The following is a 24,361-nucleotide window of genomic DNA, read 5'->3' as shown; positions in this document are numbered from 1 at the left end:
AATTCATGAAAAATATAATAAATAAATTCACAGTTGGTTTCGCTTTAGCGCTATCTATAGTGTCTTGTCATGACGATTTAGACCAAACGCCTATCGATCCAGATAGTTTTACAGAAGAAGATGTCTTTGCAAATATAAATGAAGCTAAAGGAGCCTTAGCTAAACTGTATGCAAGTTTAGCTTTAACCGGGCAAGAAGGACCTGCAGGCGATGCAGATATTTCTGGTATAGATGAAGGGTTCTCGCAATACACACGTATGCTTTTCAATCTAAACGAACTTACAACAGACAATGCAGTTGTAGGCTGGGGAGATCCAGGACTACCTGATTTACATAACTTAAGCTGGTCTTCTGGTAACGACTTCTCTGAAGCTATGTATTACAGATTAGGACAAGAAGTTTCGTTTTGTAACTCTTTCATTGAAAATGCATCAGTATTATCAGATGCAGAAGCACAAACATATATTGCAGAAGCACGTTTTTTAAGAGCATATGCTTACTATAACTTAATAGATTTATATGCAAATGTGCCATTAACTACAGTAGTATCGACAGATTTACCATTACAAAGTGATAGAACAGAACTTTTTAGTTTTGTTGAATCAGAATTATTAGAAATTCAAGATGAATTAGCAGATAGTAACGAATATGGTCGTGTAGACAAAGTTGCTGCTTGGGCATTATTATCTCGTTTATATTTAAATGCTGAAACTTGGATTGGTGAAGACAGATATGCAGATTGCATTACATATTCTAACGAAGTAATTAATTCTTCATATTCAATAAATACTAACGATGTTAACGGAAACGGCTCTGCTTACGATGAATTATTCTTAGCAGACAATAACACTAATGGTTCTCAAAACGAATTCATTTTTACAGCTAATTTTGATGGTGTACAGTCTACAACTTATGGTGGAACCACATTCTTAATACATGCTGCAATTGGTGGTAGTATGGATCCGCTTGCTTATGGTGTTAACGGAGGTTGGTCTGGACTTAGAACCACGAAAGCTTTAGTTAATAAATTTTCGACTTCTATTACTGCAAAAGACAGCGATGGTAACCCAACAGCTTGGGCAGATCACCGTGCTATGTTTTACACAGACGGTCAAGAATACGAAATTACAACCATTTCAAACACATTTACAGATGGTTATGCCGTAACTAAATTTTCAAATGTAAATAGCGATGGTAGCCAAGCTAACGATACTTCTGGAGAGTTTGCAGACACAGATATTCCATTAATTAGATTAGCAGAAATTTACTTAAACTATGCAGAAGCTGCACTTCGTGGTGGCGGAGGAGATTTAAATACTGCGGTAAACTTAATAAATCAATTAAGAGAACGTGCTTATGGCGATAACTCTGGAGATATTTCTATATCAGACCTATCTTTAAGCTTCATTTTAAATGAACGTTCAAGAGAATTATATTGGGAAGGCTTACGTAGAACAGATTTAATTCGTTTTAATGAATTCACATCAGATACTTATGTGTGGCCGTTTAAAGGTGGTTCTAGCGATGGTAATGGAGTAGATTCTTTCAGACAAATATTCCCTTTACCAACTAACGTTATTTCTATTAATCCAAACTTAGAACAAAACTCAGGATACTAATATAAAAGCATTATAATATGAAAAATATAGCTTCAAAATTATTAAGTATAATGTTAGTCACCCTGGCATTATACAGCTGCAGCACAGACGACACCGATACGGTTTTAAATGCCACAGCCACAACAGCACTTACAACATCTACATCAGATATTGTATTACTTAAAGACAATGTAGGTCTTACTGCATTAGATTTAACTTGGACAGAGCCAGACTACGGATACAGCGCCATACCAACATATATGGTTTACTTTGATGTTTCTGGAAACAACTTCCAAAATGCAGTAAAAAAAGATGTAGGAAGCGATTTAGAATACAGCCTTTTAACTGAAGAACTAAATACTATTCTACAAACTTTAGAAGTTGAATCTGGCGTAGAAACAACTATAGATGTTAAGGTAGAAAGTATTATTGGTACCTCTACAATTGCAGCAACATCTAACATTAGCAACATTAATGTAACAGGATATGCAAATACTTTAGATTTATCTTCTGTTTGGGGACTTGTTGGTAGTGCTACAGAAAATGGTTGGAACGGTCCAGATATGCCATTCTACACTACTAGCGAAGCCGATATTTTTAATGCCTATGTAACACTTACAGATGGTGAAATAAAAATAAGACAAGACAATAGCTGGGATTTAAACTATGGTGATACTGGAGCAGACGGTACTTTAGAAGAAAATGGAGACAATATTATTGTTACTGCAGGTACTTATAAAGTAACTTTTAACGCAGGTACTTTAACCTACAAAATTGAAGCTTACACTTGGGGACTTGTTGGAGATGCAACACCTAATGGCTGGGATGGACCAGATACGCCGTTAACATACGATTCTACATCAGACCAATGGCGTGCCGTTGTTACCTTAACCGATGGTGAAATGAAATTCAGAAAGAACAACGATTGGAGTTTTAACTACGGAGATACTGGTGCAGACGGAAGTTTAGATGATGGTGGAGATAACATTGCCGTTACAGCAGGAAATTATCTTGTAACTTTAAACTTAAACGACTTGACATACTCTCTTGAAGCTATCGAAAATCTTTGGGGACTTGTTGGAGATGCTACACCTAACGGTTGGGATGGTCCAGACACCGTTTTAAATATGGATTACACTACAGATGGTGTTTGGTATTTAAACGGTGTAACGCTTACAACAGGAGAAATGAAGTTTAGAGCCAACAACGATTGGGGAATAAACTATGGAGATACTGGTGCAGATGGTATTTTAGACGATGGCGGAGACAACATCGCTATTACAGCAGGCACTTACGATATAATTTTAGACTTATCAGATACGTCTAATCCAACGTATACTTTAACTAATTAGCAATAAATACGGGCTGTGATATTAACATCACAGCCCGTATTGTTTTTAATCCATATATTATGAAAAAAACTTTACTCGCTTTTTTACTTTTAATTGTTACTAGCTTTAATTATGCTCAAGTAACCACAAACCCAACTACATTTAACACAACAGAAACGGTAACCATTACCGTAAATATTTTAAGTTCAGATACAAATTGTAATACCCTAAGTAGTCCTTCTAAAGTTTATATGCATTCCGGAATCGGGGATAGCTCTGATCCTTGGGGATACAATGTTATCGGGAATTGGGGCACAGATGATGGTGTTGGAGAAATGACTAATAACAACGATGGTACGTGGAGTATTACCATTACACCTAAAACATATTACGGTCTAACCGATGCACAAGCAGATTCTGCTACAAAAATGGGGATGGTTTTTAGAAATGCAGCCGGAGACCAAGAATTAAAAGCAACTGGTTGTTCAGATATTTTTGTTAATGTCGGGACGTTTCAAGTCACTTTAAATTCACCTGAAGAAAACAGTTCAACAATTTTAACTTCTGGAGGAAGTTTAACCGTGTCTGCATCAAATACTGCAGGAGGTGCAAATTATACACTTACAGCAAACGGAAGTGTATTAGACACTAAAACAAGCATCAGTTCGTATACATATACGCAAACAAATATTACAACCAATCAGGATTATGAGTTAACCGTAAATCAAGGTTCTAATACAACTACCAAAACATTTTCTGTATTAGTAAACCCTGGAACGCTATCTCAAACCATGCCTGATGGATTAGAAAACGGAATTAACTACAATGCAAGCGATGCTACAAAAGCAACTTTGGTTTTAGATGCACCGTTAAAAGGCTTTGTGTACGTCGCAGGAAGTTTCAATAATTGGTCACCTACATCGGCTTATGCCATGAAACAAGATCCAACTACTGGAATGTTCTGGTTAGAACTAACAGGTTTAACGTCTCAAAATATAGAAACCTATCAATATTGGGCTGTAGACGAAACACCTATAGCAAACTCACCTGTTATGGTAAAAACTGCCGATCCTTTTTCAACTTTAGTTTTATCACCTTTCGATGATTCTGAAATTTCTTCAGACACCTATCCTAATTTACCTGATTATCCAACAGGTCAGGAGCGCGAAGTTACCGTATTACAAACTGGAGTATCTGCATACGATTGGCAAGTCAGCGATTTTGAAAAACCTAAAAAAGAAGACTTAGTCATTTATGAAGTCTTAATTCGTGATTTTGATGCAGACAGAAATATTCAAGATTTAATAGATCGTATCGATTATTTCAAAAATCTGAATATTAATGCCATCGAACTTATGCCAATTATGGAATTTGAAGGCAATGAAAGTTGGGGTTACAATACCGCTTTTCATATGGCTTTAGATAAATTTTATGGTACAGAAGACAAAGTCAAAGAATTTATAGATTTATGTCATGAAAATGGAATTGCAGTAATTCTAGATGTTGCTTTAAATCATGCGTACGGTAGAAACCCAATGGTTCGTATGTGGATGGAAGATCCCGATGGCGATGGCTGGGGAGATCCAAGTAGTGAAAATCCCTATTTTAATGAAGAAGCAACACACAGTTATAGTGTGGGATCAGATTTTAATCATCAGCAAGCACGCACACAATATTATGTAGAACGTGTGGTCGAGCATTGGATTACTGATTTTAATATTGATGGATTCCGCTGGGATTTAACTAAAGGGTTTACACAAAACTGCACCTCTAGCGACGAAAGCTGCACCAATAGTTACCAACAAGATCGTGTAGATATTTTAAAACAATATGCAGATTATTCTTGGGATTTAGATGAAACACAATACGTTATTTTCGAACATTTAGGAGAAGACACCGAAGAACAAGAATGGGCAAACTATAAGATTGATGAAGGTAAAGGTGTAATGATGTGGGGAAAAATGACAGATCCATATAATCAATTAACTATGGGATATGCTTCTGATTCTAATATTGAGCGAATGGGAAGTGATGCACATGGTTTCACAGGAAAACGCTTAGTTGGCTATGCAGAAAGTCATGACGAAGAACGATTAATGTATAAAAACTTGCAATATGGTGCATCTTCAGGAACCTATAGTGTAAAAGATTTAAACACGTCTTTACAACGCATGGAAGCTTTAGGAGCGATTACCTTAACTATTCCTGGTCCAAAAATGATTTGGCATTTTGGAGATTTAGGTATGGATAATTCTATTTACACCTGTACAGATGGCTCGTTATCTTCAGACGATTCTTGTAAACTAAGCACTAAACCTCAGCCACAATGGTCTGAAAATTGGTTAGCAGACGAGAACAGAAAAGCGGTTTACGACACTTGGACCAGATTAAATGAACTAAAAATTAATGAAGATGTATTCGAGGGTGATTACACCATTACCTCTGGAGATTTAACGCCTAGAATTTATATCTGGAATTCAGACTTAGCTTCTACAGATTTAAATGAAGTCGTAATTATTTCTAATTTTGATACCACAACACAAACCGTAGATCCTGATTTTCCTAGCACAGGAATTTGGTACGACTTAATGGACGAAACAGGAAACACTTCAATTTCTGCGACTAATGCAATTACTTTAGAACCTGGAACTTTCAAAATTTACGGGAACAACATACCGCAAAGCTTGGGTGTAGACGATACTGTTTTAGCAGACACTTTTACTGTTTACCCAAATCCGACTCAAAATAGCTTTAAAATCAATACAACATCAACAGATGTAAATGTTTACGATATTACAGGAAAACGTGTAAAACAATTTAAAGGCAACTTTAATGCAACTAATTCTTTTAACGTCTCTGTACTTAAATCTGGATTATACATTATTAAAATAATTAATTCAGAAGGACAAGAAAGCACGTCTAAACTTATAAAGATCTAAAACACAATTTATTTCGATTCACAAATGCTTAACAAAAATTCCTGTTAAGCATTTTTTATGAACAAAAGTGGATGTTTACTTAAAATAACTTGTTATTAGAATCTATAAAACGGATAATTCCGTATTTTTGAGTAACAACACAATTAGTATATGAAACTTATTTTAAAAGACTACGTTCTTGAATTGAAACACACGTTTACAATTTCTAGAGAATCGATAGATGTACAACCCAGTTTAATTGTCGTTTTAGAAGACGAAGGTTTTTCTGGTTATGGCGAGGCTACTTCAAACCCGTATTACAATGTTACTGTGCCTATAATGATGAACGAATTATCTAAGGTTAAAAGTAGTATTGAAACCACAGTAAATGAAACTCCTGATATTTTCTGGACAAAAATGTATCCGCTTTTAAAACACAATATGTTTGCCCTTTGCGCTTTAGACCTTGCTTACAATGACTTATACGCAAGAAAACAACACAAAAAACTTTACGATCTTTGGGGCTACGATATTTCTCATAATCCAATTACAGATTACACGATTGGAATTGATACCGTTGAAAAAATGGTAGAGAAAATGCAAGAATTGCCTTGGCCTATTTACAAGATTAAATTAGGTACAAATGAAGATATTAAAATTGTTACCGAATTAAGAAAACATACAGATGCTGTGTTTAGAATAGATGCCAATTGCGGTTGGGGCGTAGATGAAGCTCTAAAAAATGCAATTGCACTAAAAAAACTAGGCGTTGAATTTTTAGAACAACCTTTAAAAGCCGATAATTGGGATGGACACAAAAGACTATTTCAAGACTCTGTATTACCAATAGTTGCAGACGAAAGTTGCCAAGTAAGTGAAGATATTGCGAAATGCCACAATCACTTTCACGGTGTAAATGTTAAGCTTGTAAAATGTGGCGGATTAACACCTGCACGTAACATGCTTGTAGAAGCAAGAGCACTCGGTATGAAAACTATGGTAGGTTGCATGACAGAATCTTCGGTTGGGATTTCTGCAGTTGCACAACTTTTACCGTTACTCGATTATGTAGATATGGACGGCGCTATGTTATTAGCAAAAGATATTGCTACAGGAATAACTATAGACAATGGAGTAACACATTATAGCGACTTAAACGGAACTGGCGTCACTTTACTTTAATTAGCATGGAAGTTATAAAAGCACCCAACGATAAAATTTCCTTAATACATAAAAGTGTTTCCTATTTTGGAGGCACTTCTTATTTAGGGCTAGCGACACTTCCTGCATTTCAGGATGAGGTAATTAAAGGCATTAGAAAATGGGGAACAGCTTATGGTAGCTCTAGACATGCAAATGTAAAATTAAAAGTGTTTAATGATGTTGAAAAGCTGCTGGCTTCTCAATTACAAACAGAAGCCTGTGTTACCGTATCTTCTGGAATGTTAGCAGGGAAATTAACACTAGATTATTTGGCACAATCGCCTACACGTTTTTATCATTATCCCAATACACATCCAGCAATATTAGCACCAAACAGTTTACCATTATTTATTGATAATACACTACACCCAACACTATTAACAGAAACGATTGAAGCCATTGCTATTTGTGCAGATGCTGTACCTACAGCAACTGTAAACACTGTAGATTTTAGTTTTATCGAAACTATTCCGAAGCAAAAAAAAATAACACTTCTTGTAGACGAGTCGCATAGTATTGGTATTACTGGAGAAACAGGAATGGGTATTTTTAGTAGCATCCCGACAACACATGTAAAACAAAAAATTCTAGTGAGTTCTTTAGGAAAAGCAATAGGATTACCAGGTGGAATTATCGCAGGAGATTCTTCTTTTATAGAAGACATAAAAGCAACTGTAATGTTTTCTACAGCATCCGGAATGAGTCCGGCGTATTTAGAAGCCTATTTACAATCGGCAGACATTTACAAAGCACAACAGGACAAACTAAAATGTAATTTACAGTACTTTTTTGATGGATTACAGTTAAATTATGCTTTTCTATTCAACACAAAATATCCAAATATTTATAATTTCTCACCAGAATTCTACGAATCGTTATTACAAAAAGATATTGTTATTACACATTTTAATTATCCAACACCTAAAGATGTTTTAAGCAGAATTGTACTCTCGGCAAACCATACAAAAGCAGATATAGATATATTAAAAAAATCAATTATATAAAGGCATAAAAAAAACGTTTTCAACTAAATGAAAACGCTTTTTTAAATTACACACTTAAAGTTTATTCATCCCACCAAACTGGTGTTACTGGAGTTTCTTTATTTGCGGCTACATTATCTGGATTCGAAAATTCTTCAGTAGTTGGATAAGTTGCTCTTCTAAACCATTCCCCTGCATAATCACCATCAGAATCTATTTCTCCTCTAATTTGTAAACCTTTAAAAACATCATCAGAAAAATCGTAACGTCTAAAATCTACAAAAGTTTCTGGGTTTAAAAAATTATGAATATACTTCTCTTTCATGATGTTTTGTAACATCAATCCAGATTCTCCAACAGCAATCGATCCGTCTGCTAAATAATCTGAACCATCTACTCCATATTTAGACATACTAGATTCTATTCCTGCTAAATACGCTTCGTAAGCCACTGTGCTAGAACCAACACTTGTTGTAGTACCTCCATTTTCTAAAAATGCAGCTTCGGCTTTTATAAATTGTGCTTCGGCATAACTAATAAGTAATAACGGAGAATCTTTACTTGTATAATAACCGCCTTCAACAAAACCAGTGTTACCAGAAGTACCATCTGGAGCTAAACCACCACCACCACTTACATAACCTTTCCACTCTGCTTCTCCATCATTGTCTCCAAATACAGGTAAACGCGGATCGATACTTAAAGCAGAACTTTGAAAAGGAAAATAATCTCCATTCATAGAACTAACTAATTGACTAGCAAGATCATTATGAGAATTCCCTGTACTCTTTGCTACAACTTCTACAGAATACCAAGGATTTTGGTCTTCGTCGTCGTAATACATTTGAAAATCATCATCGTTAGATTCAAATCCGTTTTCTATTGTTGTTAATACATCACTAGCAGAAACCGTTCCTTTGCCAACTAAATGTAATTGATAACGTGCTTTTAAAGTATATGCGGCTTTTATCCATTTATCGATATCTCCTCCATAAATTAAATCGTCTGTTCCTAAATACGTTCCAGACTCATCTACTTCTTGAAGTTCTACAATAGCGTTATCTAGAAGGGTAAAAATTTCTGTATAAATAGATTCCTGAGTATCGAAAAATGGAAACAAATTATCTATTCCACCTGTAGCTTCAGTATAAGGAATATCATCCCAAGTATCTGTAGCAACACCTATATTAATAGCTGTAATAATATCTGCTACAGCACTGTAATGAATGGCTCCAATTTCATCTGCTTTTTCTTTAATGGTCACCACATTAGGTAAGGTATATAAATACACACTAGACCATAAACCAGAAGCTGTTGTTTCTCCAGAAGCCACACCGCCTTCTCCAACAAAATATTGTGTATAGTTACCAAAAGATTGCTCTACAGAATATTGTCCTGACAGAACTCTATACATTACTGGAGCCATTAAATCACTTACACGTAATTCTTCTTCTTGAGCAGTTCTTGATGGTGTATTGACATCAAAATAATTATCACTACAAGAAGAAATCCCAACTAGAAGCAGTCCTAACATTCCTGTTTTTATTATAAATTTTTTCATCGTTTTCATCATTTAAAATCCTAAATTAATTCCCATTGAAAAACTCTCACTAACAGGAGTACCTAAACCTGTAAATCCATAAACGTTACTTCCTGCACTGTATTGATTTCCTTCTGGGTCGTAACCTTCATAAGGTGTCCATAATAAGATATTATTAGCACTAATAGAAAATCCAATACGCTCCATTTTTAATTTATTCAATAACGCACCTTTAACATCATAACTTAACCCAATGCTACGTAATTTTACCCAAGATGCATCTTGTACTAAGACCTCAGATGCACGGTTGTAATTATCACTACTTCTGTAGTAATCCTGATCGATGTAAGCTGCTGTTGTGTTTGTAACATATCCGCCAGCACCATCGTCCATAACACCGTCCATAACAGTAAATTCATCTCTAAATTCTGTTTCTTTTAGAATACCGTTTCTTAAACCATTACGTCTTCCAGCATCGTATAAATCTCCACCTTTTTTCCATTCAACTAAAACATTAAATCCAAAACCTTTATAACTAAAATTACTTCCTAAAGAGGTTGTAAAATCTGGAAATGCATTTCCTACTTTAACACGTTCATCTGTATTTACAACAGGTAAACCATCTGCGTTTATATAACGTTGACCATCAACATAAGTCCATTTATAACCATACATATCTCCCATAGTACCGTCTTCACGAATTTCTGAAGTCACTCCTGCAAAACCTGAATCTGCAAAAATTAATGATTCTATATCGTCTGGTAACTCTAACACTTTTCCTTCGTTAGTCGCCCAATTAAAAACCACATCCCATTTAATGTCTTTGTTTCTAATAATATCATACCCAACTAATAATTCATGCCCAAAAGATTCAAAATCTCCTGCATTTCTAACAACACCAGATAATCCTGATGAGTACGCAGCAGCAACAGTAAATATTTGATCTTTTACACGTGTTTTATAATATGCATAATCTATACGCAATCTATTATTAAAGAAACGTAAATCTGCTCCTATTTCATGAGATTGGTTACGTTCTGGAATCATATTTACATCACCATACTCTGTACTAGACCTATATCCTCCGGCACCATTAAAAGGAAAATTATCGTCAGACACAAAATAATGTCCTACTTGACCAAATAAAGGCCCTTTACCTACTTCTGCCCAAGATGCCCTTAATTTTCCAAAACTAAAAATACTAGTATCTTCTGTAATTAAATCATGAATATCGTAAGCTAAACTTACAGAAGGGTAAAAAAACGATCTGTTCTGTGTTGGTAAAGTAGACACCCAGTCGTTTCTACCTGTAACGGTTAAAAACAACTTATTTCGATAGTCCATTTTTAATTCTCCAAACACACCTACATTACGTAATTGTTCTATAGATTTTCCCGCATACATATTTATAGTGTTAGAGATTTCGTTAATGCTTGGCACATTTAGTGTTTCTCCGCGTTGCCAAGTATAATCTCTTTTAGTATCAGAAATTTGATTACCTACAGTAAGCGTTGTTCTAAAATCATCGTTCCACTCTTTTTCCATAGCTACTAAAAGGTTAGACTCTAAGCCTAAAAAATTAATATTTTGATTTACAATAAAACCACCAACACCAGCGCCGGCATCTATATATGGAGATACAAAACGATTTCTTTGATCAGAATAATTATCTACTTGCGCCGCATAAGTAACCGTCAACCAGTTTAGAGGTGTCCAATTAAATGTTGCATTACCTATCCATCTATTAACATCGTCTAATAACGGACTTGTTTCTAACACATATCTTGGATTATCGATAATACCAAAAGAATAATTTCTTTGTGTTCCATCTGCATTTATATAATCATTAATTGGGAATGTTGCTGAATAATAAGACAGTGAACTAAATACAGACTTATCACCTCCATTACCTCTAGAACCACCAGATTTAGTATATGATATAGACGTATTCACTTTAAAGTTATCGGTTACTTTATAACCACTTTTAAATCTAAATGTTGTTTTGTCGTAATTTGTATTTGGCAACACACCTTCTTCACTATTATTCCCTACAGAAAAGAAATAATCCATACGTTCTGTAGCTCCGCTAATATTAAAGTTTAATTGTGTGTTTACTCCTGTTTGAAATAAATTATAAGGATCGTAAAACTTATCTCCTGTTAAATCTACAATAGTACCATCATCCATAGTATAAGAATCGTCACTATACTTTGGTCCCCAAGAATAAAAAGAAGTTAAATTCCCTTCTCTTAATCTTGTAAAACCACTATCTGTTTCCGGAGTATATAATGTTCTAGGCGCACCACTATATCCTTCTCTATATGTTTTTTGTAAATCTGGAGTTGTACGAATCTGTTTAAAACTAGTAGACGCAGACATATTAACTCTCGCTTTTCCTAACTTACCTCTTTTAGTTGTAATTACAATTGCACCATTAGATGCTCTTACACCATACAAAGCACTTGCTGCTGCACCTTTTAATACGTTATAACTTTCAATATCTTCTGGGTTAATATCTGTAGCTCTGTTTGAAAATGAAAATTGCTCTGAACTACTTGGTGAGTTAGACCCTGAACTTGGAAGAACATCTCCTGAAAATGTATCGTTATTTAGCGCTAAACCATCTACAATAATTAAAGGTTGATTACTTCTATCTGGATTTACAGAAGTAACTCCACGAATTAAAATATCTACACCTCCACCTGAAGAACCAGATGTTTGGCTAATTTGCAATCCTGCAACACGCCCCTGAAGTGCGGCTACAGCATTAGATTGTCCTGCCAATTCTAAATCTGCAGTTTCAACTTTAGACACAGAATACCCTAATTCTCTAGAAGATTTTTCTATACCAAAGGCAGTAACTAAAACTTCATTTAAAGCTTCACCTTCACTCGTAACTAACGTTACATTTAAAGTTGAACCTTCAACTATTTTTTCTGATTTTTCGTAACCTAAAAAAGAAAACAATAAAACATCTCCTGGATTTGTTTTAATCTTATAATTTCCATCGAAATCTGTTGAGGTTCCGGAAGCTGTTCCTTTTAATAAAATGTTTACACCAGGTAAAGGCATACCATTGTCGTCTTTTACAGTCCCTGTTACTTCAATGTTTTGAGCAAAAAGAAATGAAAACATCGATGTAAAAAAGACAATAAAAGAAAGCATATGTGTTTTTCTCATATTTGGTTGTTTTAATTGTTATGTTAAATTAACATAAAATTCAGTAATAACACATCTAACAAAAGCCAAAATCACCAAAACCTTCCAACTTCTACATATTTATCAAAAAACAAAGACTTACAATAAAGATATCCTAGAGTAAGACACCTTAAACAACAAACAAATATTGTTTTCATAAAAAACTAAAAAAAGAACACAATAAAACATGACTAACACCTGCATATTTATTACTTTAAAACTTAATTTTAACCTAACATTAATGTTAAAAACGTCAATATTTAAGAAACTATCGCAAAAAAACGGCAAAATTATAAAGCTCTAGTTTTCTAAAAAACGTGTCCTATTAATGTTTATTACATTTATATTTCAAGATAAATTCAATTAAATCTATTCGCATTTTTACTTAAAATAATACATATGTGTCGCATTTCTAATTTCAACTTAAAAACGATTACGTTTAAAATACTTTTCATTTTTATTATATCTATAATAACACTAAGCTGTAAATCTGCGAAAACAAATAAAGCCATTACCAAAACCATTTCTAGTCCTCTTTATGACAATCAGTTTACAGGAATCATGGTTTTAGATCCAGAAACAAACGACACTATTTATAAGCACCAAGCAGAAAAATATTTTATTCCTGCCAGTAACACAAAAATTGCAACATTATTTAGTGCCTTAACATTATTAAAAGATAGCGTTCCTGCTTTTTATTACGAGAAACTAGAAGACACCCTAATTATAAAAGGAATTGGTAACCCTACATTTTTACATCCTTATTTTAAAGATAGTACAGCACTAAAATGGGCTGCAAATTACAAACATGTAAAGATTATAAAAAACACGTTTGCCGATGATAAATTTGGACCAGGATGGGCTTGGGAAGATTACGATACATATTATAGTCCAGAACGTACAAGCTTCCCCATGTATGGAAACGTACTGAGTCTTTCTAATACTAATAAATTAGACGTTAATCCAGAATACTTTAAAGACAGTGTTTTTCAAAAAACAAAAAAAATAAGTCGTCTATACAACAAAAATATTTTTTATTACGACACTACAAAAACACGTGCTGTAGAAATCCCTATTGTATTTGACAGTTTAACCACTAAAAATCTTTGGAAAGATGTACTGCCAGGAAAAGTTAGCTTTACCAACACCGCATTTACATCTACTCCAGAAATAGCCTATAGCATTCCATCCGACTCTCTTTACACACGTATGATGCACAAAAGCGACAATTTTCTTGCCGAACAAATGCTAGTTATGGCATCGAGCACAATATCAGACACCTTAAATACCGCATTAGTTAGAAACTATATATTAGATGATTATTTAAACGATTTAAAACAAAAACCGCGTTGGGTTGATGGCTCCGGATTAAGCAGATACAACCTATTTTCACCGCTCTCTTTCGTGCAAATATTATCAAAATTATATGCTACAATTCCGCGTGAGCGCTTATTAAGTTTCTTCCCTGTAGGCGGACAATCTGGAACCCTAAAAAATTGGTATGCAGGAAATCCAGAACCCTATATTTACGCTAAATCCGGAACTGTTGGAAACAATTATTGCTTAAGCGGATTTTTAATAACTAAATCTGGAAAAACATTAATTTTTAGTTTTATGAATAACCACTACAGAACCCCTACAACAGAAGTAAAAAAACGCATGCAACAAATTTTCGAATACTTAAGAGACAGCTATTAATCTTTAAGAAATATCACCTAAAAACGAAAGACATCGTTAAACTCCTTAAACAAAGAAAACAGCCTTTAAAATAAAAACAAAACGCTATAATATTAACACCTTACATTGCTTTATTTAAATTAAAAAGCAGACATAAATACTATTTAACAAAAAACATATAAAAAAATTATAAATACATCATTTAACTATTGTTATTAATATACAATTTACAATCTTTTATTATTTTTCATAAGATCTTGAAATTATCGCATAAAAATCACTTAAATTGTAATGTCTTTAACTGGATTATTTATGGCTTTAAAAATAGTAATTACACACAAAACAAAATATAAATACGACAGATTGGTGTCGTTATCTCCCCACATTTTTAGATTACGTCCCGCACCTCATAGTCGTACACCAATAGAAGCATATTCTATTAAAATTACACCCGAGGAACAGTTTTTTAACTGGCAACAAGACCCTTTCGGAAATTATATGGCACGATTAATTTTTCCTGAAAAAACTAGAGAATTAACTGTCGAGGTAGAAATAATAGCCGATTTAAAGACCATAAATCCGTTTGATTTCTTTGTTGAAGAAAGTGCAGAAGAATATCCGTTTGAATATTCTGAGACTACAAAAAAGGAACTTCTTCCATATTTAGAAATCACAGAAAGAGGTCAGCTTCTAGAAGATTTCTTAAAAACGATTGATACAACACCTAGAAAAACCATTTATTTTTTAATTGACATCAATCAGAAAATTTATGAATATTTAAAATATAACATCAGGATGGATCCTGGGGTACAATCTTGCGAAGAAACGCTAGACCACAGAACAGGTTCTTGTCGTGATTACGCTTGGCTATTTGTACAAACTTTACGTCACTTAGGTTTTGGTGCACGATTTGTATCTGGATATATAGTACAATTAAAATCTGATGAAAAATCCCTAGATGGCCCTTCTGGTCCGGAAGAAGATTTTACAGATTTACATGCTTGGGCCGAAGTCTATCTTCCTGGTGCAGGTTGGATTGGTTTCGATGCCACTTCAGGATTATTAGCAGGAGAAGGACATATTCCATTAGCGTGTACACCTTCTTTTGAAAGTGCTGCACCAGTTTCTGGAATGACAGATATTTGTGAAACTGAATTTGAATTTGAAAATTCTGTAAAACGTATTTTTGAATCTCCACGAGTAACTAAACCATACACCGAAGAGCAATGGAAAGCCATTTACAAACTAGGTTTTAAGGTTGAAAAAGAACTAGAAAAAGGCGATGTAAGATTAACCATGGGTGGCGAACCTACTTTTGTTTCTATAGACGATATGGAATCTGAAGAATGGAATACAGCCGCAGATGGACCTCATAAACGTGAATTGGCAAAAAATTTAGCTGCTAAATTATACGACGAATACGATAATGGTAGTGTTTTACACCAAGCGCAAGGTAAATGGTATCCAGGAGAACCACTACCGCGTTGGCAAATAGAACTTTGCTGGAGAAAAGACGGTAAGAAAATCTGGCATAATAAAAATTTATTATCTCTATTCTCTAATAATCCCGTGTTGCCTGAAAATGCAACTAAATTATTTTTAAAAACCTTAGCCCAAAAATTAGACATTACAGACAAACACATCATTCCCGCTTACGAAGATGCGTTTTACTTTATGTGGGAAGAAGGTAAATTACCTATTGATGTAGACCCGACTGTAGATGATGGTGCTTTGTTAGTTAAAGACAAATTAAAGCAAATCCTTAAAGACGGAAAATCTAAAGCCATCGGGCATGTATTACCACTAAATAACACAGCAGATACTTGGTATTCTAACACATGGAGTTTTAGACGTAAACATTTATTTTTAATTCCAGGAAACTCTCCTATCGGACTAAGATTACCTCTAGATTCGTTGCTTAGAGATCCTGAATTTGGAGAATTTCCACAACAGGAACCCGATAATTTTTCAAAAAAGAAAAAACTTCCAAGTTATAAGAACATTGTCTTAAGACGTTCTAATAAGGTTAAAGAGGAAGGTATTTCTAAAGACACATCTAACTTTTTTATCCGTACAGGTTTATGTGCAGAAGTTAGAGAAGGTAAAATGCATTTATTTTTCCCGCCTTTAGATACTGCTGAAATATTTTTAGATCTAGTCGCTTCTATAGAATCTACAGCAAAAGAACTTAATATCCCTGTTGTTTTAGAAGGTTACGATCCGCCAAAAGACAACCGTTTAGAGTCTATGAAAATTACTCCAGATCCGGGTGTAATCGAAGTAAATGTACAGCCTGCTAAAAACTGGAAAGAACTTACAAACAACACATTAACCCTTTACAGACTTGCAAAAGAGTCGCGTTTAGGAACAGAAAAATTCATGTTAGATGGTAAACACACCGGAACCGGTGGAGGAAACCATGTTACTTTAGGCGGCGTTACGCCTAAAGATAGCCCATTGTTACGTAAACCAAGTTTATTACGAAGTTTACTAACTTTTTGGCAACACCATCCAGGACTTTCTTATTTATTTTCTGGAGCATTTATAGGTGCCACAAGTCAAGCGCCACGTATTGATGAGGCTCGTATGGAAAACCTATACGAACTTGAAATTGCATTTAGCCAGATTCCAAAAAGTGGTAAAGTTCCATTTTGGTTAACAGACAGATTATTCCGTCATTTATTAACCGATTTAACAGGAAATACACACCGTGCAGAATTTTGTATCGATAAATTATACTCTCCAGATTCATCTTCTGGACGTTTAGGAATTTTAGAATTACGTGCTTTTGATATGCCTCCGCATCCACAAATGAGTTTAATGCAAAACTTATTAGTAAGAACACTTGTTGCCTGGTTCTGGAAAAAACCTTACGAGCATGATTTAGTGCGTTGGGGAACAGAATTACACGATAAATTCTTAACAGAACATTACGTTAGAGAAGACATAAAAGACATTGTTACACAACTTAACAAAGCTGGATACAAATTTAAAGAAGACTGGTTTAATCCGTTCTTCGAATTTAGATTCCCACTTCACGGTATGGTTGAAATAAACAATATTAATTTAGAATTACGTGCAGCAATAGAACCTTGGAATGTTTTAGGTGAAGAAATGACTGGCGGAGGAACCGCAAGATATGTAGATTCTTCTGTAGAACGTATTCAAGTTAAAGTTTCTCATTTCACAGAAGAGCGCTACGTATTAACCTGTAATGGTGTAAAAATAAACTTAAACAATACAGGTGTAAAAGGAGAATTTGTAGCGAGTATTCGATATAAAGCATGGAATCCGCATTCTTCATTACACCCAACAATAGATGTAGACACACCTTTAGTATTCGATATTATTGACACTTGGAACAAACGTGCCATTGGAGGTTGCACATATTTTGTTGCACATCCAGGAGGACGATCTTACGAAACATATCCGGTTAATAGCTATGAAGCTGAATCTAGGAGAATTAACCGTTTCTGGGACATAGGACACACTCAAGGCGAAATTTTTGAAGTAGAAAAAATTGAACAAGATGATAATAATTCGAGTAGAAATGTCGAAATTCACGGCAGTTCTAGAAAGTATAAATACGAGGAGCAACCGGTTAATTCTGAGTTCCCTTATACTCTAGATTTAAGAAAAAAATAAATGATTAATGCCGATTGATAAAAACACATTATTTAAGAACTATTTTTCTGATTTTAAAAATTATGACGAAGTTCTTAAATCAAATAAGTCTGTTAATCCGAATTGGAAAAAATTACTAAGTAATCTAACCCAAATGGACACCAAAACCTTAATCTCTAAGCAAGATGAAATGGATTGGTTAATGGACGAAAACGGTGTAACCTATAATGTTTACAACGACCCAAAAGGGATGCACCGCTCATGGCAATTAAACATTGTTCCCTTTCTTATTCACGAAAAAGAATGGGAAACAATTGAAAAGGGAATGCAACAACGTTCGGAATTATTAAACCTAACGTTAAAAGATATATATGGTAAGCGTGAGCTTATTAAAAACGGAATTATTCCGCTTGAGGTTATTTATGCGCATCGTGGTTTTTTAAGACAATGCGATCAGATTCAATACAAAACAGCTAAGAATTTATTAATTCATTCGGCCGATTTAGCTCGTGGACCAGATGGTCGTATGTGGGTTGTTAACGACAGAACACAAGCGCCTTCGGGAATGGGTTATGCGTTAGAAAACAGATATGCAACCAGTCGTATTTTACCAGATGTCTTTAACGACATTCATGTAAAACCGCCAACATCTTTCTTTGCCGATTTTAATAAAATGCTTTTAGATGCGGCACCTCAAAATCAAGACAATCCAAACATTGTTATTCTTACACCTGGCCCTTTAAACGAAACCTATTTCGAACATGCTTATATGTCGTCTTTTTTAGGTTATCCTTTAGTTACAGGGAACGATTTGGTTGTAAGAGATGGAAAAGTTTGGCTAAAATCCTTAAAAGAGTTAAAACAAGTCGATGTTATTTTAAGACGTGTAGACGATGTTTTTATGGATCCTTTAGAACTTCGTGAAGATTCTTATTTAGGAGTTGCAGGATTACTTGATGTAGTAAGAGAACAACATGTTACAATAGTTAACCCAATAGGAAGCGGAATTTTAGAAAACTCAGGACTCATACCTTTTATGAGTGCCATATGCAAATACTTTTTTAAAGAAGATTTAATTCTTCCGCAAATAGGTTCTTGGTGGTGCGGACAGAAAAAGGAACGCGATTATGTTTTAGAGAATCTAACAAATTTAGTTTTAAAACGTATAGACAAATCTAATAGAGAAAGCATTGTTTTCTGCGAATTTTTAGAAAAAGAAGACTTAGAAAAGTTAAAAAAAGAAATCATTACGAATCCTTATGTTTTTGTAGCTCAGGAAAAAATAATATTTTCTACAGCTCCAGATTTTGTGAAAGGCAAATTAGAGCCTCGTAAGGTTATGTGTAGAACATTTTCTATAGCCAAAGACGACGGATATTCTGTTATGCCTGGTGGTTTAGTAAGAGTTGCTGCAGAACGCGAAGACTTATTTGTTTCAAATCATCGTGGCGGTGTAAGTAAAGATTTCTGGGTTGTTACAGACAAGCCTCAAACTAATATTCAGAATTATTCATGGAATAACACTGGTAAAATTTCAATTCCAGGCATTAATGATTTACCAAGTAACACGGCCGAAAACTTATATTGGTCTGGACGTTATTTAGGAAGAGCACTAGTAACTGCTCGCTATTTACGTACCGTTTTAAATAAGATGAGTAACGAACAATATAACAAGCAAGAAAAGCAATCTGAAAGCTTAGTTTGTTTATTAAAATCTGTAACACATCTTACTTTTACGTTTCCTGGTTTTGTAGGAGAAAAAGGAAAAGTTGCACTAAACAATCCGTTAAAAGAGATTCTATCAATTATGATAGATTCAGATAGAATAGGAAGTTTTGCGCAAACACTTTCTAGTTTTAATAACTCATATTATACATTACGTAATTTATGGTCTAAAGACATGTGGCGTGTTTTTGATGGTATTCAGAAAAATTGGAAACTATTTGTAAATCAAGCCGATGAAAAAAGCACAATTCAATCGCTTATAAAAATATTAGATAAGATTATTACAAGACTTATCGCTTTTATGGCACTTATTGAAGAGAGCATTATGGTAGAACAAGGTTTACTCTTGTATTTTATTGGTTTACAAACCGAGCAATCCATGATGAATATTGCTAAATGTCGTTCTCTTTTAGTTGTAAATTATAACGAACAACCTCAATACGAAATTTTAGAGGCAGTACTAAATAGTCATGAAAGTTTAAATATTTACAGGTACAGTTACCGATCTTATTTAAGTACAAAAAATGTAATTAATCTGCTATTATTAGATAAAGGATATCCAAAATCGTTAACTTATCAATTAAGACGTATACAAAAAGACATAGATAGATTACCACATCCTGAAGGTTTAGGAGAAACAACCGATTGCCAAAAGTTTATCTCGGCAGCGAACACTAAAATTCAGAACTTAAATATAGACTCCTTGTCTGAATTAAGTTCAGACACTATAATAAGACAAAATCTAGACGACGCTTTAACAGAATTAAGCGATTTACTTCATGAAATGTCTTTAGCTATATCAGACACTTACTTTAATCATTCGTACCAACAAAAGCAATTGGTTAATCAAAATTTCGAATTATAATTATGAAATTTAAAGTCTCACATACAACTAGCTACGATTATGATAGTGGCGTAACCTTTTGTCATAATATCGCAACATTAAAGCCCAAAACAATGTTGGGCCAAACGCTTTTAGACTATGAACTTGAAATAAGTCCAGAGCCATCTGAAATTACTGATCGCTTAGATTTTTTTGGAAACACAATTACACGATTTTCTATTCAAAAACCACATAAAAAATTAAAAGTTACAGCAAAAAGCATCATTGAAAGAGATTATGAACTGCAACCACATATTGAAGATTCGGAAACAGGAAAAACCGTAACCTTAAAAGAAGGTTTAGCTATTTTAAAGACAAATAATAAAGAGTTTATAGACATTAAGCAATTTATATTAGAATCTATTTTCATAGCCCAAATATCGCCTGAAGTTAAGGCTTATGCTGAAAAATCTTTTAAACCAGACAGACCCATTTTTGAAGCTGCTTTTGAATTGATGCAACGTATTTTTAAAGAATTTAAATTCGACTCAGAATTTAGTACCATTGCAACTCCCATACAAGAAGTAATAAAAGCCAAGAAAGGTGTATGTCAAGATTTTGCACAAATTGCTATAGCTTGTGTACGCTCTATGGGATTACCCGCACGCTATGTTAGTGGTTATATAGAAACATTACCGCCTCCAGGAAAAGAAAAATTAGTAGGAACAGATGCTTCTCACGCTTGGTTTTCTGTGTACATACCAACATTTGGCTGGATAGATTTTGACCCAACAAACAATCAGATTCCAAAAAACCAACACATTACAGTGTCTTGGGGAAGAGATTATTACGATGTACCACCATTAAAAGGCGTAGTATATAGTACAGGAAAAAACAAAATGAATGTAGCCGTAGATATTAGACCGGCTTAATTCTGATAAAAAATATATTAAAAACAAAAAACTGAATTACGAACCTAGATTTGTAATTCAGTTTTTTTAGTAATAAATGGAACTATTATAGATAAACTAAACTCTAAATTTTAGTTTACGTAGCTATATATAAGTGTTAATGAAGTACTCTCATCATATCTAGAATCTACAGAAGTTAAAGTTGCAGATTTTGGATAATTATCATCATCATAAACATAATTTGCATTTAAGGTAAGTACAATTTCATTTTCTTGATTTCTATAAATAACTTGAGAAGGATTATTTAAAGGAAACAAAAGCTTAGCCTTTACAATCTCTGAAGATTGCGTGATACTAAAATTTAATTTAACCTTATCTAACGCATCAACAACACCCGCAGTTCTAATGTATAATAATAAGGATTAGGTGCTTCGTCATATTTAATTTCTGCAGTACATTCTTTTTCCCAATATTCATCGGTTTCATAATCGTATTCATCTTCATAAAACACCATGTTTTCGGATTACCATTATCGTCGTAGGCTATTAAATTCTTTTAAATTTTATTTAAAGAAGATTTTTAACACTAGAGTATATAACAAGCTACTTAGACATTAGGATTACCAAGCATGCCTTTTTTGAATAAAATGAGAATAGAACTATCCTAAAATAAAAAAGCATCCCTATTTTCAATGTATGAAAAAAGGAAAGCCTTTCATTGGTTTAACAACGTAAACCTTAGATAAGCGCTAAACCTATCTAAACAACACAACTACTTTTTATTGCAAAAAAAAGCTCCAAGAATGGAGCTTTAAGCAATATAGCGGTCTGGACGGGACTCGAACCCGCGACCCCCTGCGTGACAGGCAGGTATTCTAACCAGCTGAACTACCAGACCGTTGCATTATTGCGACTGCAAAGATACACTCTTTTCTAACAACTCAGCTATAAAAAGTAATATTTTTCACTATTATCTTTCATTACAAAGTTAACTTATACATTTACAAATATTTACGACTAAAAAAAATTTCTATATATAAAACCAAATGGTCTTAAAATAAAAAAGCATCCCTGTTTTCAATGTATGAAAAAAGGAAAGCCTTTCATTGGTTTAACAACGTAAACCTTAGATAAGCGCTAAACCTATCTAAACAACACAACTACTTTTTATTGCAAAAAAAAGCTCCAAGAATGGAGCTTTAAGCAATATAGCGGTCTGGACGGGACTCGAACCCGCGACCCCCTGCGTGACAGGCAGGTATTCTAACCAGCTGAACTACCAGACCGTTGCGTTATTGCGAGTGCAAATATACACTCCTTTTTGAATTACACAAATAAATATTTAAACTTTTTTAGAACTAATGTGTATTACAAAAAACCTGAGCGTTCTACCATAAAGGCTGTCAATATGTTATCGAAATTTTCGTTAATATCTGCCTCGACATATTTTATTTTATACTGCGTACATTTTAGTTTTAAAGCTTCAAAATAGACTGAAATTTCATTTTCGTAGGTCTCTTTTATATTTTCGGCGTACACATTTATATGCGTACCTGTCTCTACATCTACAAATCGTTTTGGCGTATTATCGAAATTAAAGCGTTTTTCTTTCTCTTTATCAAACACATGAAACAATACAACTTCATGCTTATTATATTTTAAATGGCGCAAGGCTTCAAACAATTGGTCTTTATTTGCAGACTCCTGAAACATATCTGTAAACAAAACAATTAAAGAGCGTTTATGAAGCTTTTCTGCAATATGATGTAAATAGGTATAAGTATCTGTAGTTTTAGCCTTAGGCCTGGATAAAACCACACGCTCTAACTCGTTTAACAACATATGATGATGCCTATCACTCCCTTTTTCCGGTGCATAATAATCGTAAGTATTACTATATACACTTAACCCCACAGCATCACGCTGACGTTTAAGCATATGCATTATAGATGCTGAAGCTAATGCTGAAAATGCAATTTTATTTAATTTATTTATTGAAAAATCTTGAAGGTCTGGATAATGCATCGAACTACTATTATCTATAATAAGATGGCAACGCAAGTTCGTCTCTTCGTCGTAACGCTTAGTGTATAACTTATCTGTTTTAGCAAACAGTTTCCAATCTATATGTTTTGTACTTTCTCCTTGATTGTAAATTTTATGTTCAGCAAATTCAGCAGAAAAACCATGAAACGGACTTTTATGCATACCTGCTATAAAACCTTCTACAACTTGTTTAGCCAATAATTCTAGATTAACAAACCCGCCTACATGTTGTAATTCTTCTTTTAAATCCATGATTTTTTTTATTACCATCTAAAAATAAAAAAGGTTTAGCACTAAGCCAAACCTTTAATTACATGTTATATTGTTTTAATGCGATTACAAAAGCTTATCGATAGCGTCTGTATATGATTTTTTAGGTGCTACACCTACTTGACGTTCTACAACTTCTCCGTTTTGAAATACCAAAACAGTAGGAATATTACGTACACTATATTTAGAAGCAAAATCTTGATTTGCATCAACATCTACTTTTCCAACTACAGCTTTACCATCGTATTCTGTACTAATTTCATCAATAATAGGACCTACCATACGACAAGGACCACACCAAGCAGCCCAAAAATCTACTACTACTGGTTTGTCACTTTTTAATACCATTTCCTCAAAGTTTGCGTCTGTTATTTCTAATGCCATTATTTTTATTTTAAAAGTTCTACTTCTTATCTTATTACACAAAATTAGTCAAAAATTCTGCCAAACCTTACACGGCGACTATTTGTTTTATTTATTGCCAAATTGTCTTAATTGATGATTTTTAATAAAGT

15 protein-coding genes and 2 tRNA genes are annotated in these 24,361 nt (G+C 33.9%); 9 read left to right on the top strand and 8 right to left on the bottom strand.

Annotation, left to right across the window (positions count from 1 at the left end; translation table 11 throughout):
• Nucleotides 1-5 precede the first annotated feature (5 nt).
• The 5 genes from GQR95_RS07115 (at nt 6) to GQR95_RS07095 (ending at nt 8,054) form a co-directional block, all read left to right on the top strand.
• Nucleotides 6-1,619, top strand: coding sequence for a RagB/SusD family nutrient uptake outer membrane protein (locus GQR95_RS07115; RefSeq protein ID WP_159022515.1), 1,614 nt, complete (start codon nt 6-8; stop codon nt 1,617-1,619).
• 17 nt (nt 1,620-1,636) lie between these two features.
• Nucleotides 1,637-2,950, top strand: coding sequence for a SusF/SusE family outer membrane protein (locus tag GQR95_RS07110; RefSeq protein WP_159022514.1), 1,314 nt, complete (start codon nt 1,637-1,639; stop codon nt 2,948-2,950).
• Nucleotides 2,951-3,009: 59 nt separating this feature from the next.
• The gene (locus GQR95_RS07105) at nt 3,010-5,868 is read left to right on the top strand and encodes an alpha-amylase family glycosyl hydrolase (protein ID WP_159022513.1); all 2,859 of its coding nucleotides are present in this window, start codon (nt 3,010-3,012) and stop codon (nt 5,866-5,868) included.
• 150 nt (nt 5,869-6,018) lie between these two features.
• Nucleotides 6,019-7,029: a dipeptide epimerase gene (locus GQR95_RS07100; RefSeq protein WP_159022512.1), complete on the top strand. Its 1,011-nt coding sequence runs from the start codon at nt 6,019-6,021 to the stop codon at nt 7,027-7,029.
• Between the two features lie 5 nt (nt 7,030-7,034).
• On the top strand, nt 7,035-8,054 hold the full coding sequence (locus GQR95_RS07095) for an aminotransferase class I/II-fold pyridoxal phosphate-dependent enzyme (RefSeq protein ID WP_159022511.1): 1,020 nt from the start codon (nt 7,035-7,037) through the stop codon (nt 8,052-8,054).
• 61 nt (nt 8,055-8,115) lie between these two features.
• Here GQR95_RS07095 and GQR95_RS07090 read toward each other — a convergent pair whose 3' ends face one another.
• Both GQR95_RS07090 and GQR95_RS07085 read right to left on the bottom strand, forming a co-directional pair.
• Entirely contained in the window at nt 8,116-9,594 is a 1,479-nt protein-coding gene (locus GQR95_RS07090) for a SusD/RagB family nutrient-binding outer membrane lipoprotein (protein ID WP_159022510.1), read from the bottom strand.
• Nucleotides 9,595-9,606: 12 nt separating this feature from the next.
• On the bottom strand, nt 9,607-12,753 hold the full coding sequence (locus GQR95_RS07085) for a SusC/RagA family TonB-linked outer membrane protein (RefSeq protein WP_159022509.1): 3,147 nt from the start codon (nt 12,751-12,753) through the stop codon (nt 9,607-9,609).
• Between the two features lie 417 nt (nt 12,754-13,170).
• On the opposite strand from GQR95_RS07085, the gene GQR95_RS07080 reads away from it, so the two are divergent.
• From GQR95_RS07080 to GQR95_RS07065, 4 genes are all read left to right on the top strand, one after another.
• A complete protein-coding gene (locus GQR95_RS07080) occupies nt 13,171-14,469 on the top strand; it encodes a D-alanyl-D-alanine carboxypeptidase/D-alanyl-D-alanine-endopeptidase (protein WP_233266015.1) in 1,299 nt (432 codons plus the stop codon).
• 291 nt (nt 14,470-14,760) lie between these two features.
• Nucleotides 14,761-18,093: a DUF2126 domain-containing protein gene (locus GQR95_RS07075; protein WP_159022508.1), complete on the top strand. Its 3,333-nt coding sequence runs from the start codon at nt 14,761-14,763 to the stop codon at nt 18,091-18,093.
• A 7-nt stretch (nt 18,094-18,100) separates the two neighbouring features.
• Entirely contained in the window at nt 18,101-20,662 is a 2,562-nt protein-coding gene (locus GQR95_RS07070; RefSeq protein ID WP_159022507.1) for a circularly permuted type 2 ATP-grasp protein, read from the top strand.
• Nucleotides 20,663-20,664: 2 nt separating this feature from the next.
• Nucleotides 20,665-21,552: a transglutaminase family protein gene (locus tag GQR95_RS07065; RefSeq protein WP_159022506.1), complete on the top strand. Its 888-nt coding sequence runs from the start codon at nt 20,665-20,667 to the stop codon at nt 21,550-21,552.
• A gap of 110 nt (nt 21,553-21,662) precedes the next feature.
• Here the strand turns inward: GQR95_RS07065 and GQR95_RS07060 are convergent, their stop codons facing one another.
• The 6 genes from GQR95_RS07060 to trxA form a co-directional block, all read right to left on the bottom strand.
• Entirely contained in the window at nt 21,663-21,848 is a 186-nt protein-coding gene (locus GQR95_RS07060) for a hypothetical protein (RefSeq protein WP_159022505.1), read from the bottom strand.
• A gap of 59 nt (nt 21,849-21,907) precedes the next feature.
• Nucleotides 21,908-22,045, bottom strand: a complete 138-nt coding sequence (locus GQR95_RS07055) for a hypothetical protein (protein ID WP_159022504.1) — start codon at nt 22,043-22,045, stop codon at nt 21,908-21,910.
• Nucleotides 22,046-22,354: 309 nt separating this feature from the next.
• A tRNA-Asp gene (locus GQR95_RS07050) sits at nt 22,355-22,428 on the bottom strand.
• 314 nt (nt 22,429-22,742) lie between these two features.
• Nucleotides 22,743-22,816 (bottom strand) — tRNA-Asp (locus tag GQR95_RS07045).
• An 82-nt stretch (nt 22,817-22,898) separates the two neighbouring features.
• A complete protein-coding gene (locus tag GQR95_RS07040) occupies nt 22,899-23,828 on the bottom strand; it encodes a DUF58 domain-containing protein (protein ID WP_159022503.1) in 930 nt (309 codons plus the stop codon).
• 84 nt (nt 23,829-23,912) lie between these two features.
• Complete coding sequence (gene trxA, locus GQR95_RS07035; RefSeq protein WP_159022502.1) at nt 23,913-24,230, bottom strand: thioredoxin; 318 nt, start codon at nt 24,228-24,230, stop codon at nt 23,913-23,915.
• Nucleotides 24,231-24,361: the final 131 nt, after the last annotated feature.

Source organism: Formosa sp. L2A11, from assembly GCF_009796865.1.
Taxonomy (GTDB): Bacteria; Bacteroidota; Bacteroidia; order Flavobacteriales; family Flavobacteriaceae; genus Formosa.
This window is presented reverse-complemented; position numbering and strand designations above follow the sequence as displayed.